This is a genomic window from Leeuwenhoekiella obamensis (assembly GCF_055391795.1).
In genome coordinates, this window is record NZ_AP029251.1 from 906453 (window position 1) to 919767 (window position 13315).

General features: G+C 40.0%; 15 protein-coding genes and 1 riboswitch. Of the genes, 3 read left to right on the plus strand and 12 right to left on the minus strand.

Features of this window, described 5'->3' with window-relative positions:
* Positions 1-3: 3 nt before the first annotated feature.
* From ACZ5L8_RS04000 to ribD, 5 genes are read right to left on the minus strand one after another with little or no spacing between them, the layout of a single operon-like run.
* Complete coding sequence (locus ACZ5L8_RS04000) at positions 4-1356, minus strand: methylmalonyl-CoA mutase subunit beta (RefSeq protein WP_464439954.1); 1353 nt, start codon at positions 1354-1356, stop codon at positions 4-6.
* Entirely contained in the window at positions 1349-1678 is a 330-nt protein-coding gene (locus tag ACZ5L8_RS04005; protein ID WP_462598721.1) for an FtsB family cell division protein, read from the minus strand. Before ACZ5L8_RS04005 ends, ACZ5L8_RS04000 begins: the two co-directional genes overlap by 8 nt.
* 17 nt (positions 1679-1695) lie before the next feature.
* Complete coding sequence (gene udk / locus ACZ5L8_RS04010; RefSeq protein WP_464439956.1) at positions 1696-2304, minus strand: uridine kinase; 609 nt, start codon at positions 2302-2304, stop codon at positions 1696-1698.
* Between the two features lie 50 nt (positions 2305-2354).
* On the minus strand, positions 2355-4142 hold the full coding sequence (locus ACZ5L8_RS04015) for a mechanosensitive ion channel family protein (protein ID WP_464439957.1): 1788 nt from the start codon (positions 4140-4142) through the stop codon (positions 2355-2357).
* 34 nt (positions 4143-4176) lie between these two features.
* Complete coding sequence (ribD, locus tag ACZ5L8_RS04020) at positions 4177-5229, minus strand: bifunctional diaminohydroxyphosphoribosylaminopyrimidine deaminase/5-amino-6-(5-phosphoribosylamino)uracil reductase RibD (RefSeq protein ID WP_464439959.1); 1053 nt, start codon at positions 5227-5229, stop codon at positions 4177-4179.
* Here ribD and ACZ5L8_RS04025 point away from each other — a divergent pair.
* Genes ACZ5L8_RS04025 through ACZ5L8_RS04035 form a run of 3 tightly spaced genes read left to right on the plus strand, consistent with a single transcriptional unit; the run spans position 5218 to position 7241 of the window.
* Positions 5218-5739 (plus strand): GNAT family N-acetyltransferase, encoded by a 522-nt coding sequence (locus ACZ5L8_RS04025; protein WP_464439961.1) that lies wholly within the window; start codon positions 5218-5220, stop codon positions 5737-5739. The genes ribD and ACZ5L8_RS04025 overlap by 12 nt on opposite strands.
* The gene (gene prmC, locus ACZ5L8_RS04030) at positions 5739-6608 is read left to right on the plus strand and encodes a peptide chain release factor N(5)-glutamine methyltransferase (protein ID WP_464439963.1); all 870 of its coding nucleotides are present in this window, start codon (positions 5739-5741) and stop codon (positions 6606-6608) included. Before ACZ5L8_RS04025 ends, prmC begins: the two co-directional genes overlap by 1 nt.
* Positions 6609-6659: 51 nt before the next feature.
* On the plus strand, positions 6660-7241 hold the full coding sequence (locus ACZ5L8_RS04035; RefSeq protein WP_464439965.1) for an LOG family protein: 582 nt from the start codon (positions 6660-6662) through the stop codon (positions 7239-7241).
* 11 nt (positions 7242-7252) lie between these two features.
* Here ACZ5L8_RS04035 and ACZ5L8_RS04040 read toward each other — a convergent pair whose 3' ends face one another.
* From ACZ5L8_RS04040 to ACZ5L8_RS04070, 7 genes are all read right to left on the minus strand, one after another.
* Positions 7253-7693 (minus strand): cbb3-type cytochrome c oxidase subunit I, encoded by a 441-nt coding sequence (locus ACZ5L8_RS04040; protein ID WP_464439967.1) that lies wholly within the window; start codon positions 7691-7693, stop codon positions 7253-7255.
* Between the two features lie 28 nt (positions 7694-7721).
* Positions 7722-8087, minus strand: coding sequence for a 6-phosphogluconate dehydrogenase (locus ACZ5L8_RS04045; protein WP_464439968.1), 366 nt, complete (start codon positions 8085-8087; stop codon positions 7722-7724).
* Positions 8088-8090: 3 nt separating this feature from the next.
* Positions 8091-9479 carry a DNA recombination protein RmuC gene (locus ACZ5L8_RS04050; RefSeq protein ID WP_464439970.1) on the minus strand — a complete coding sequence of 463 codons (1389 nt, stop codon included), beginning with the start codon at positions 9477-9479 and terminating at the stop codon, positions 8091-8093.
* A gap of 81 nt (positions 9480-9560) precedes the next feature.
* Complete coding sequence (locus ACZ5L8_RS04055; protein WP_464439972.1) at positions 9561-9944, minus strand: hypothetical protein; 384 nt, start codon at positions 9942-9944, stop codon at positions 9561-9563.
* A 12-nt stretch (positions 9945-9956) separates the two neighbouring features.
* Positions 9957-10742 carry an ABC transporter ATP-binding protein gene (locus tag ACZ5L8_RS04060; protein WP_464439974.1) on the minus strand — a complete coding sequence of 262 codons (786 nt, stop codon included), beginning with the start codon at positions 10740-10742 and terminating at the stop codon, positions 9957-9959.
* The gene (locus ACZ5L8_RS04065; RefSeq protein ID WP_464439975.1) at positions 10742-11767 is read right to left on the minus strand and encodes a FecCD family ABC transporter permease; all 1026 of its coding nucleotides are present in this window, start codon (positions 11765-11767) and stop codon (positions 10742-10744) included. Before ACZ5L8_RS04065 ends, ACZ5L8_RS04060 begins: the two co-directional genes overlap by 1 nt.
* Complete coding sequence (locus ACZ5L8_RS04070; protein WP_464439977.1) at positions 11760-12899, minus strand: ABC transporter substrate-binding protein; 1140 nt, start codon at positions 12897-12899, stop codon at positions 11760-11762. The genes ACZ5L8_RS04065 and ACZ5L8_RS04070 overlap by 8 nt, the downstream gene beginning before the upstream one ends.
* A gap of 87 nt (positions 12900-12986) precedes the next feature.
* A riboswitch (cobalamin riboswitch) is annotated at positions 12987-13263 on the plus strand.
* Positions 13264-13315 lie beyond the last annotated feature (52 nt).

The following is a 13315-nucleotide window of genomic DNA, read 5'->3' on the forward strand; positions in this document are numbered from 1 at the left end:
TGCTTATTCTTTGTCAAGTCTTTGTTTTTCTAATCCTTCGGCTAGGCGTTTAGGCACGATGGGTTCTAACAATGTTTTTCTGGGTTTCGTTTTCACGAAAGGGAATAATTCTAGATTTCCTTGCATTCTATCTTCAGGATTAGGATGCTTGTTTGTACCTAGCAAAACTTTCTCGGTTTTGTCAAAAAGTTCCTGCTCCTGCGCCGCACTTTCTTTAATTTTCTTTTGAATAAGTCCGGGTTTGAGTTGAGCTAGAAATCCGCCGCCGGTTTCAATTTCTTTAAAAAGAGCGAGCGCTTTATCAGCAAATTGTTGCGTTAAACTTTCAATATAATAAGTGCCTTGCGCCGGATTTTCTAAAGCGTCAAAATAGCTTTCCTCCTTTAATACCAATAACTGATTGCGAGAAATGCGCTGGCCAAAATCATTTGTTTTGTGATAAACCACGTCATACGGCAAATTCACGATCGTATCCGCACCGCCCAGCACCGCGCTCATACATTCTGTCGTGGTGCGCAGCATATTTGTGTTGTAATCGTAAATGGTCTTATTGCGCTTTGTGGGTTGCGCTATAACGTTACAATTTTCTTCGACGTTGTATTCTTTTGCAAGCGTTGCAAATAGAATTCGTAACGCACGCAGCTTTGCGATCTCAAAGAAATAATTAGAGCCCACAGCGACTTTAAAAGTGAGTTGGCCAACTTTCTCTCCATAGCGGTTTAAGTATTCATTGGCTTGCGCCAAAGCATATGCCAACTGCTGTACGATGTTCGCTCCCGAATTTTGAAAAAGAGCTACATCGATGGAGATAGTATTTATTTTTTTTTCGCTGGAAAGTAAACCTTGAAGGTTTTCAAAATCCTTGTCCATTTTGTCAAACCAATTACCGTCTGCGGCTAATCTGCCTATGGGATCAAGGTTTAAAAAAATAGAATGTCCAGACTTTTGCGCTTGTGTTTGAATGCTTTTCGCGAAAGCGGTATCAAAAAAAGAAAGATTGAAATAAACAGGAAAATCAACCGGGATCGCCGAGAGAATCGTGTTTATATCAAACTTCTTATCTGCTTTGAGATAAAATGCTTCAACGCCAGAAATTGCTAGTTCGTTAAGGTTTTCAACGGTTTTTTCAATGCTGGAGATATAGATCTCTTCACCTATTTTCCAGCTTTTAGGAAAGCCAGGAACGTCTAAAGTTGTGGTTTCTTCGCGATGATAAAACGGCTTAACGTCAATCCCTTCGGGCGAATGCCAAACGAGTGTTTTGTTATATTCTGCGCCGTCAAGATCAAACTGGATTTTCTGTTTGAAAGCCTTGGCAGAAACTGGTGCAAATTCTTCAAAAAGCGTCTTAGTCATTGTCTTGATTGCTAATGCTGTCTTCGTATTCTATGATAAAGATCTCTTCGCCTTCTTTTTTCATTTTATATTCTTCGCGAGCAAATTTTTCTAGCTCTTCGCTATCATTAAGCTGTTGTATCAGCTCTTTGTCTGCCTTCATCTCACGCAAAAAATATTCTTTATTGCCGTTGAGTTTATCGATCTCTTTATCTAGTTCGTGGTGAATAAACCATGAATTTGTGTCAAAAACGACCATCCAAACGATGAAAATGGTAAGAATAAGCACATATTTATTGCTTAAAATCTTAAACCATCGCTTTTGTTTTAGCTTCCTCACCATGCTGTAAAATACTGAAATTAAACTAAACGCTGATTGATAATCGTTCTAACGATATCAATAGCCACAGTATTATAACGGTTATACGGAATGATAAGATCTGCAAACTCTTTTGTAGGTTCTATAAACTGCTGATGCATAGGTTTTAATGTGGTTTGATAACGAGTAAGAACCTCGTCAAGATCTCTTCCGCGCTCAGCGATATCACGCTTAAGACGGCGTATCAAACGCTCATCACTATCTGCATGTACATACAGTTTTATGTCAAAAAGCTCACGAACTTCAGGGTGTGTAAGGATCAAGATTCCTTCTACGATTACCACCTTGCGCGGTTTAGTAGTTACGGTTTCTTGCAGCCTGTTATGCTCTTTAAAAGAATACAAAGGTTGCTCTATTGTCAAACCTTCTTTAAGCGCGATAAGATGATCATGCAACAACTCAAAATCAATAGATTTAGGATGATCAAAGTTGATCTTCACACGTTCTTCATACGTTAAATGCGACGTGTCACGGTAGTAAGAATCCTGTGAGATCACAGTAACTTCACCCGTGGGTAATTCATCAACGATCTGGTTTACAACGGTGGTTTTACCGCTACCGGTACCTCCCGCAATTCCTATTATGAGCATTAAATTTTAATTTTTTGCAAAAGTAAGAATACGCTTTAAAAATTGGCCTGTTAATCTTTGATATCGTTTGTGTTTTTATCGCTTTCGCGAAAGCTACTCTCACTCGATCTCTCACGATCATTTATAAGAATACGCGATTTTGCGAGATGTTTACCATCTTCCATATCAGCGATAAATCGGACTAGTTTTTCTCTTAATTCACAATGTAAACTCCAAGTGCTGCTTGCATCTTTTGCACTACATAGACATCTTATTTTAATCGAATTTTCAGTCATATCAACGACTTGCGTGATAGGAGCATTGTCTTCATCCCAATCTTCGGCTTCATTTAAGATCTTTTCAAAATAATCTCTTACCAGTTGAACATCGATCTTGTAATCTGCATACAGAACGATAGGACGTATTTGATGAGCGCTGGTCATAGACCAATTCTCAAATGTCTTAGAAACGATATCCTTAAGCGGAACGATCAGCCTGCGCCAGTCCCAAGTGCGCACGACCATGTATGTAAATCGTATATCCTCTACATAACCCCATTCGTCTTCTATGATAACTGTGTCGCCTATTTGTGCTGGACGTGTTATCGCGATCTGTATACCGGCAATGATGTTTCCTAAAGTGCTTTGTGCTGCGATACCTAGAATTACCGTAGCAAGACCTGCTGAAGCAAGAAGTGAAATTCCTAATTTTTCAAAAGATCTAAACTGAGACATTATAATTGTGATCCCAATAATTATAACTATAAAGGTGATCACACGACGCGCCACCGAAATATACGTCATCATCATTCTTGCATCTCTGTTTTCTTCAGGGTCTGCATCGCCTATTTTATTTTCGGCCACATAAATCATAAATGCATCTATAAGTCGCATGATAAACCATGTGATTGCACAAACCACAACAATAAGAATAGCAGCGTACAGCGTGCTGGCAAATTTCCCTGTAAAGGAGATTAAATAATTAAGTATCATGTAAAAGAAGAGCACACCAATTGCAAAACCTGCAGGAACAGCGAGTCGATTAGCGATCGTGCTCATCCATGCTTTGTGTGATTTGATAAATAATTTTCTAAAGATTCTTGTGCAAAACCTCCCGAGAAAATAACACAGGAAGATCAAGATCAAAGTTCCTGTCATCTTCCAGATCGGGATACTAAATAGCTGAATTCTTGCCCAATCTGGCATTGAGCGATCTAATTTTCTTGGACCGTACTCTTTATAAAGTCCGTCAATATTTTCTACTGTGTTTGCAGATATCAACCAGAATGCGCCAAAGTCTTTGTACTTCACGCGCTGTAAACGCATAACAACGTCAATGTCATTTAATAGAACTTCGCCAAAAACCACACTGCGCCGCGGGCTACCAGCGATCGCTTGATTTGCGGTTGTGTAAATGTCTATCTGACCATCGGGTCTATCTGGCAAGCCATTCCAGTCTATTTTTACACGTTGTCTTATGACGAAATATAATTTCTCAGCAAGTTCTCCAGCTTGGTCTTTAGTAAGATTATTCGGGAGTAAATTGAGATTTAAGGCATAAGCAGCATCTTCAAAATTCTTCTTTCTACAACTGGTGATAAAAGATTCTAAAGTCGCTTGTGGTGTCTGGAAGTTTAGTCTATTTGGCGGAAGCCCAATATTATTATTTATGCGACTTAGCACATAATATGCCTCATTGTATTCGCGAATAGCGTTTACACCATATTGCGCTTTACTGCTGTAAGTGGAGTCTGCTGAGGGTAATTCTGGTTTTTTATCTGTGGTGTCTTTTACCGTTTCTGACTGCGCTGACGTGCAGATATAACACAGCAGGGTGAGCAGCAAAGTGAATTTTCGCATGTAATAGAGGTGGTTGATTAGCTTGAATCGTAATTTACGACTTCTGCTCGTTAACCACGGTCGTCAACGTGTCCTTTAAGATAAATCTAACGTCTTGTTTAGTAGTGTTTAACACTGGCGCTGAGATGCCGGTTTTAAAAACGCTTTCTCCTTTAAAAATCCTGGCTTCATCCCAAAGATTTGCATCAATAAAACTTTGCAATGTTTTTGCGCCGCCTTCAACGATCAATGATTGTAGACCATTTTCGTAAAGCTTTTCTAAGATTTGGTCTATTAGGCTTGAGCCAAAATCAATCTGAACGAACTTCACATTGTCTTCTTCCTTACTTTCAGCTTCGGTAAAAACTATTGTAGGAGCATCGTTGTTGAAGATTTTTAAATTTCGCGGAAGCGTATTTTTTCTATCCAAAACTATACGAGTAGGAGAGCAGCCAGCCCAATCTCGCGTTGTCAAACCAGGATTATCCGCAAGTGCCGTTTGCGTGCCCACAAGGATCGCTTGTTCTTCGGCGCGCCATTTATGCACTAGCTGTTTTGAATAGGTATTTGTGATCCAGACAGGTTCTTTATTGTCCCGCGTTTCTGGTGACGGAGCGATAAATCCATCAGCGCTTTCGGCCCATTTTAAAATGATATAAGGACGCTTCTTCTGATGAAAAGTAAAAAACCGTTTATTGATCTCCTGGCATTCTTTATCAAGAATACCCACGATTACTTCGTGGCCCGTATCGAGAAGTTTTTTGATTCCGCGGCCAGCTACCTCGGCAAAGGGATCAACCGTTCCTACGACTACTTTTTTGATACCTTTTGCAATGATTAGATCGCTACAAGGTGGCGTTTTACCATAATGACTGCAAGGTTCAAGACTTACATAAATGGTTGCATTTTTGAGCAATTCAGGATTTTTAACGCTGTTTACAGCATTTACTTCGGCGTGAGGTTCACCGGCTTTGAGATGCCAACCTTCGCCAATAATACGGTCGTCATGAACAATTACACTGCCCACCATGGGATTAGGATAGGTTGTTCCTAGTCCGTTTTTAGCGAGCTGCAGGCAGCGCTTCATGTATTTTTCATGTATCTTCACAGCCTCAAAAATACCCTTAAAATTTCACAAATCGTGGAGATACGCCCTATCAAAAAATCAGATAACGTAGAAATCGCAAAAGTTATCCGCACGGTGCTTATTGAGATGAATGTGCCTAAAGTGGGCACGGCATACGCAGACAAAGCGCTGGATGAAATGTTTGAAACTTATCAAAAACCTAAGGCAGAATATTTTGTCGTTGAAGAAAACGGAAAATTGCTAGGTGGAGCAGGAATCGCCCAACTAGAAAATTATGACGGTCCTATTTGCGAACTGCAAAAAATGTACTTTCTCAATGACATTCGCGGCAAGGGAATAGGTCAAAAAATGATGGATACTTGCCTAGCTTTCGCCAAAGAGAACGGGTTTGAAAAGGTTTATATCGAGACTATGCCAAACATGGAAGCAGCACAAAAACTCTATTGCCGTAGCGGTTTTGACTACATCGACGGACCGATGGGAAATACAGGTCACAGCAGTTGCCCTGTGCATTTGCTTAAAACTTTATAATGACGTTAGACCAGCTGCGACAACGGTTTGTAGAAGATTTGCATCCTGATTATCCGGAGGAAGAAGCACGCAATTTTTTCTTTCGCTGTTGCGAAAACTACGCAGATATGTCACGTATTGACATTTCGTTAAATCGTCAAAAAGCGTTACCAGAAGAGCAGGAAAGACAAATGCTAACTGCGCTCGAAAGATTGAAAACGCATGAGCCGTTGCAATACATTTTAGGAGAAACCGAATTTTATGGTTTGCCTTTTAAAGTGAATCCTGCGGTTTTGATTCCCAGGCCAGAAACTGAAGAATTGGTTGAATGGATCATCAATGATTGTAAACAGAATTCGGTTAAGAATAAACTAAAAATTCTGGATATCGGCACGGGTTCTGGTTGTATCGCGATCAGTCTCGCTAAGAATCTAGATGCTGATGTTTATGCCGTAGATATTTCCGCGGAAGCGTTAAAAACCGCAGAGAAAAATGCGGAGTTGAATGAAGCTAAAGTGACTTTCATTAAAGGTGATGCTCTAAATACAGAGGAATTATGGAAGAATGCTGCTTTGTCAGGATTTGACATTGTGGTTTCTAATCCGCCTTATGTTCGGGAACTGGAAAAGGTTGAAATAAAGCCTAACGTTTTAAATAACGAGCCGCACACAGCACTTTTTGTCCCAGATGAAGATGCGTTGAAATTCTATAAAAGTATCGCTGAATTTGCCACAAAGGCGTTGAAAAAAGATGGATCGCTGTATTATGAGATCAATCAATATCTAGGTGCTGAGACTGTAAAATTGATTCAGGATTTAGGTTTTGCTGAAGTGGAATTGAGAAGGGATATGTTTGGCAATGACCGCATGATAAAATCCAGTTTACGGTAGGCAGTTTCAGTCTGCATTTTACAAAAGATCAAAAACGATAAACTAATAATTATGAACTCCATTTGTGTTTTTTGCGGAAGCAGTGACGGGAATGATCCAGAAATCATCACTAAAGCTGAAGAGTTAGGAAAAACGCTTGCCAGCGAAAATATCTCGTTGATCTACGGCGGTGCTAAGCGCGGAGTGATGGGCAAACTTGCAAATGCCGCTCTTGACGCGAACGGAAAGGTGATCGGCATAATTCCTGGATTTTTGGAGACGAAGGAGGTTGTTCATCTAGGTTTAACCCAATTGATCTCTGTAAAAACCATGCATGAGCGCAAGCTTAAAATGCAACAGATGAGCGATGGTTTTATTACGCTTCCGGGAGGTTTTGGCACCATGGAAGAACTTTTTGAGATCATCACTTGGGGTCAACTGGGCCTGCACGGAAAACCCATAGGATTATTAAATATCAATGGATTTTATGATTCTCTGATCGAGTTGATGGATCAAATGGTAAAACGCGGTTTCCTGAAAATCGAGAATTATAACATGCTTCTTGTAGATGATGACATCAACCGCTTGCTAGAAAAAATGAAAAACTACAAACCCTTACCTGCGCCTAAGTGGTTAGACTTGGATAGGACTTGATAAAGAATTTTTTAGCGGCTTGTTTTATTTCTCTTTGATATCATTCCGTAAATAATATTGATCGGAAAAATGATTTGGCCGATAAGTATAAGTAAAATAATAATCGTGATTATGAAAGTCAGATTATCATTGAATCGATATTCCATAATTTCAGGACGATAAAATTTGGTCAAAACCCAGACAATTAAAGGTCCGCCAAAAGTTATTGCAATATGAGTCCAATTCAGCCTCTTTGATAATTTTCTATTAGATTTTTGCATAACCCAATATCCGATCCCGATTACTCCTAAAAATATTGAAATCAAAATCGTCAAATGTGAATAGGCAATTACATAATAGGTGTCGTGAACATTTATGTCAAACAGTGCATCTCCACTTAAAATTCCAATCAGCATAATTATTGGAATTGCAAATAAGAAAATCAAATGTGGTTTTTCAATTAATTTGTTCATTCAGCAAGTGGTTGACTGGTATTTAAAATCACCTCCTAAAATGCGGCGATTGGGCTAACTCAACATCAGTGATAAAATACTTGGTGTCGCCCCAAAAGAAAAAGGTGGTAAACCTTTCCACGTAAGTGAGCTTAACATATTCTCCTTGATATTCTTGCAGTTTTTGCACAACTTCATCTTCACCACCCATCACGGAGAAATCAAAAATCTGCGCACCGCTAATGCCTTGACTGATCTGACCTTCCCATGTTTTTACGATCACACCTTTATGTGAAAATTTTATGAGTTCGCCAGCACGTGTTCCCTCGCTATAAGTCGCAAAATAGGCGATGGTGTAGAAAGCGATAAATAAGGCTAGAATAACGCCAAGGATTATAAAAAGGGCTTTTTTCATGGTTTAACTATTAAATAAATTATCGCCTTCGTTTTTAGGTGCATCGATCATTTGCGTATCGTCGTCGTCATTATCAATGTCTTCTTCGATGGCACGTTTCACAAGTTTAGAATCGATCTGCTTACTTGCTTTTGCACCTAGTTTGCGAAGTTTCTCAACACGATTTATGATATTTCCACGACCGGTAAGCTTCTTCATCGTGCTCTCATAGGTGTTAGAAACTGTCCCTAATTGGCGACCAAGTTTTAGAAGTTCGTCGGTTAGCAAAGTGAAAGAATCATACAGGTTTCCAGCTTGGGTAGCGATCTCAATCGCATTTTTCTTTTGACGGTCGTTTTGCCAAAGATTATCTACTAAACGCAATGCGGCAAGCAGGGTAGAAGGCGTTACAATAATCACCTGTTTGCTGAACGCATCTTCATATAAATTAGGCTCGTTTGCAGAAGCGATCGCAAATGCCGGCTCAATTGGGATAAACATAAAAACCGTGTCTGGACTTTCATCGATCAAGTGATGATAGTTCTTTTCACTCAGTTGTTTTACGTGCAATTTGATGGAATTGATATGCTGCTGCAGGTATTGTTTTTTTTGCATTTCGTCCTCTTCGCTCACAAAACGCTCAAAGGCCGTTAGCGAAACCTTACTATCCACGATCATCTTCTTACCATCGGGTAGATGAATGAGTACATCAGTCTGCAGGCGTTTGTTATCCTCAGTATTATGACTATCTTGAACAGTATATTCGCGGTCTTTTTCCAGTCCAGATTTTTCTAAGACTCTTGTCAAAATAAGCTCGCCCCAATTTCCTTGCATTTTAGAATCGCCTTTCAGCGCTTTGGTCAGGTTATCGGCGTCCTTGCTCATTTGCTGGTTGAGTTCGGCAAGATTTTTAAGTTGCTCGCGCATGGCGCTGTGGCGGTCAATGCTTTCTTTGTTAGAAAGCTCAACTTTTTCCTCAAATGTCTTTATTTTCTCCTGAAGCGGCTTCAGCAGAATATCAAGATTTTGTTTGTTCTGTAGCGTGAATTTACTGGACTTCTCATCTAGTATTTTATTAGCTACGATCTCAAAATCCTTAGTGAATTTTTCCTGAAGTTTTTCAAGTTCGTCTTTGTTTTCCTGCAGTCGCGTAGCCAGATTTTCATATTCTACGTTGCGCGCTGTAAGTTTGTTTTGCAATGCAGAGATCTCGCTATTCAGATTGTTTCTGGTTTCTTCGCTTTCGCGGAAAGCAAGCTCCGTACGCTCTAGATTTTGTTTCTGGCTGTTAAGCCTTTCTTCTAGTGAACTAGTAGCCGACTTGGTTTTTAGCCCAGCGATTAGGTTGCCAAAAAAGAAGCCGATTCCCAAGCAGATCACGGCTGTGATGAGTGTGATTAATGTGTCGCTCATGCGAAAATTAGGTTTGAATCAAAGATACATTTTGTAAAACAGGTTAATAAATGCCTTTGCAAGATTTTATTAAAAGTTATTTTAATGTTTAGAACCCTTCCAGCCTTTATAAATGATTATTAAACTGACTGCAGTCAAAATGATTCCAAAAGCATAATCATTATCGCTCTCTATTTCTCCATCAAAAATATAGGTTTTACCATCTGCGCTTCTATACATTTCAACTTGCTTTGCATCTTTATATTTTCTGTAAAAATGACCATTGGTACTCTTTATTATTGTATCGCTTTTGTATACAATATCGAGAAAATAGTCGTTTCTCCGGTATTTTGAAAAGCCTATTATATTGACTTTTACCTTATGGTTATATTTTAAGGTTTCATTATCTAGATAACCATTCCTAACCCCGATTAGGCTGACGATGAACATGAATAATCCTCCAAAAACAAGAAATTTATCTTTCATTTATTGTGAAGATTAAGAGTTATCTTTTATCAAAAACCTTTTCTGCTCTCTATCAAAAGCAACGATTTTAGACGGGAATAAATCATCAAAATGTCCACAGCTCACGAGATTTTCTGGTGTGTCAAAAATGGTTTTTCCGTCTTTGATGATTACCATTTTATCACACAGCGGCAGCACTAATTCTATGTCGTGCGTGGCAAAAATCATGGTTTTGCCCAACTCTTGGCTGAACTTTTTCAGCAGCTGAAAAATAGATGCTTTATGGTGCAAATCAAGATGTGTTGTAGGTTCATCAAGAACTATGATGTCTGTATCTTGAGCAAGAGCGCGAGCAATCAAGGCACGCTGCAATTGACCATCGCTAAGCGTATGGCATTTTCTGTTTTTTAGTTCAAGAAGTTGCGTCGCTTCGAGCGCGTCATAAATCGCTTTTTTGTCATTTTGCGTCAGGCGACCCAGCCAATTTGTATACGGTTGCCTTCCTAGAGCTACAAGTTCGCTAACACTTAGATTTTTTGAAATAGGTTGCGAAGTAAGCACTATGCTTAGTTTTTGACTCAAAGTCTCAGGAGCAAAACTCTGTATATCGCTTCCGCGAAAGCGAATCTCACCTGATAACGCTGGCAAAAGCCCGGAAAGAGAGCGTAGCAATGTTGATTTCCCAGAGCCGTTGACACCTATTACTGCGATGTTTTCTCCTTTGGCGAAAGCCAAATTAATATCCCGCGCAACCACCGAATCTTTGCTGTAACCAATACTCAAATTTTGAGTGCTTAATATGTTTTCTGGGCTAGACATTAAAATATCAATTTACGTTTTCTAACGAGCAACCAGATCACGACCGGAGCGCCCACAAGCGAAGTTATGGCGTTGATGGGAAGCGTAAAACTATTTAATGGCGCTTGCGCGATGCTGTCACAAATAAGCATGAGCAAGGCTCCGCCTAGCATGCATGCCGGCAATAAAATCCAGTGATTACTGCTCTTAAAAACCTGCCGAATCAAATGCGGTACCGCAAGACCAACAAAGGCAATGGGACCGGTAAATGCCGTGAGACTTCCTGCTAAAATACTAGTGGCGATTATGATGATGAAGCGGCTTTTTTTAAGGCTTACGCCCAAAGTCTGTGCGTACTGGTCGCCAAGTAAAAGGCTGTTTAACGTCTTTATTGAAAGTACAGCGAGCGCAAGACCAATACAATAACAAAGCGCTAAAATTCCTGTGCCTTGCCATGAGATATCGCCCAAGCTACCAAAAGACCAAAAAATATACCGCTGTAATTCTGATGCCGGACTGAAATAAGCTAAAATACTTACCACGGCAGCCGTCAAACTCCCAAACATCAACCCAATGATTAAAAGCGCCATGGCGTCTCTTACTTTTGCGGCCACGAGCATGACGATGCTCAACACTAAAAAACTTCCCAAACTCGCTGCGATTACCGTACCCCAATTTCCTGTTGTGGCAAATGTAGAAGCACCAATTGCTGCGCTGCCTAAAATCAAAAGTGCAACCCCTAAACTCGCGCCACTACTTATCCCTAGAACAAATGGTCCCGCCAGAGGATTCCTGAAAAACGTTTGCATCATGAGTCCGGCGACTGCGAGCCCACTGCCTGTGAGAATAGCAGCAATGGCTTTAGGCAAGCGATAATCTAAGATGATATATTGCCAAGCTGATTTTTTGGCTTGACCGCCAAAAAGAATACTCAAAACTTCATCAAGCGGAATCCAAACAGAGCCCAAAGCGAGATTTGCCAAGAAGACAATCATCACTAGGGCGCCCAGAAATAGAAACGTTTTTGTGTAGTTTTTACTAATCATTTAATGGCTTGAAAAAATGAGGTTCATATTCCTGAACCAGTTCAGGATGAAAGATTTTTACAAGGTCTTTTAAAACCCAATCTGGTCTGTTTGGCGCGACTTCATAATAGAGCAGTCCGCCGGTTTCTCCTTTTGCCGACCCAAAACCATAGATTTTCTTTTCCTGAAAGGCTTTGAACTGCGCATAAGCATCGCTGCTATTTTTCATTTCGGTGTACGATTCAAAGGCATTGGGGGCAATCCAAAAATCAGCGTTTTGTGCTTTGTCGAGCACTTCTTCCAGGCTTAGAGAAAGACTTCCTGTTCCTTCAGAATCTGCGTAGATGTATTGTGCATTTGCATCAGCTATGAGTTGGCCTGCCCAACTTTCGCCTCGAGGCAAATACCAAACATCTTTAAATAAAGCACCGCTTAATACCGTTGGGTTCGCTTTCGCGGAAGCGGCAAGTTTTTGAGTTTTTACGTACTCTGATTCTATTTCAGAGAAAATGGAATCAGCAACTTCTAATTTATTGTAGAAAGCGGCAAAAAACTTAATCCACTCAGCTTTACCTAGCGGGTCGCGCTCAACCCAATCACCGTTATAAACCACAGGAATTCCTGCACGTTTGAGAGATTCCAGCGCTTTGTTTTCTCCTTCTACGCCAAAACTTACAACAACATCTGGATTGAGATTTATCGTGGTTTCTGTATTGATGGTTTCATTTTGTCCTAACTCTTCAATTTTGTCGGCGTTGATAAGCGCTCTGGTCTTTTCTGAAGAAATAAAATCAAGATTAGGGAAGCCATTTAAGGTGTTCTCCACGCCAAGCATTTCAAGCGAGGGAATATGTGTGGTGCTTGTAACCACAATGTTTTTCACCGGAATTTTAACCGTTGCATCTGCTTTTATAGAATCTGGTAGCGTTATATTTTCTTCTACTAAAGCATACACAAAATCTTTCTTTGCATCAGGGAAAGCTTCGGTAACTGTAATGATTTTAAAACCTTCAAATTCTGTGATTTTAAAACCGTCAGCATGCTTTATTTCAATCTGTTTTCCGGATTTAAGCTGGATTTCATTGGATTTCTTTTTGGCGCAAGCCAAAACCAAAAACAGCGAAAAAAGAGTAAGTAGTCTCGTTATTTTCAAAACGTGATTTAATTATTGTTCAAAAGTATGCAATAATCATTCAACAAAATCCTGCGATTTGATATGCTTGCAAACTTATTTGCCATACCTTCGCCGCCGAATTTTGGTTGACTACCTCAATTTTTTTGAGATACGTCATTAAAAGGGAAGCAGGAAAAATGAGATTTGAGAATATAGAAATGAGATATTAGACATCGTCTTTTCTCCTTAATCTAACTCTTTTTCTTTTTAATCTGCGCTGTTCCCGCAACTGTATGCCTTTCGCTTTAAGCGAAAAATGCACACTCCAGCCACTTTCACCTCGCGTGATGGGAAGGCCGTGCACCAGGCGAGCCAGGAGACCTGCCATTTTTCACTATTGTAAAACCTTCGGGATAAAGGTTTGCATGAGAGATTTTCATGCCTTTTTCCGTATT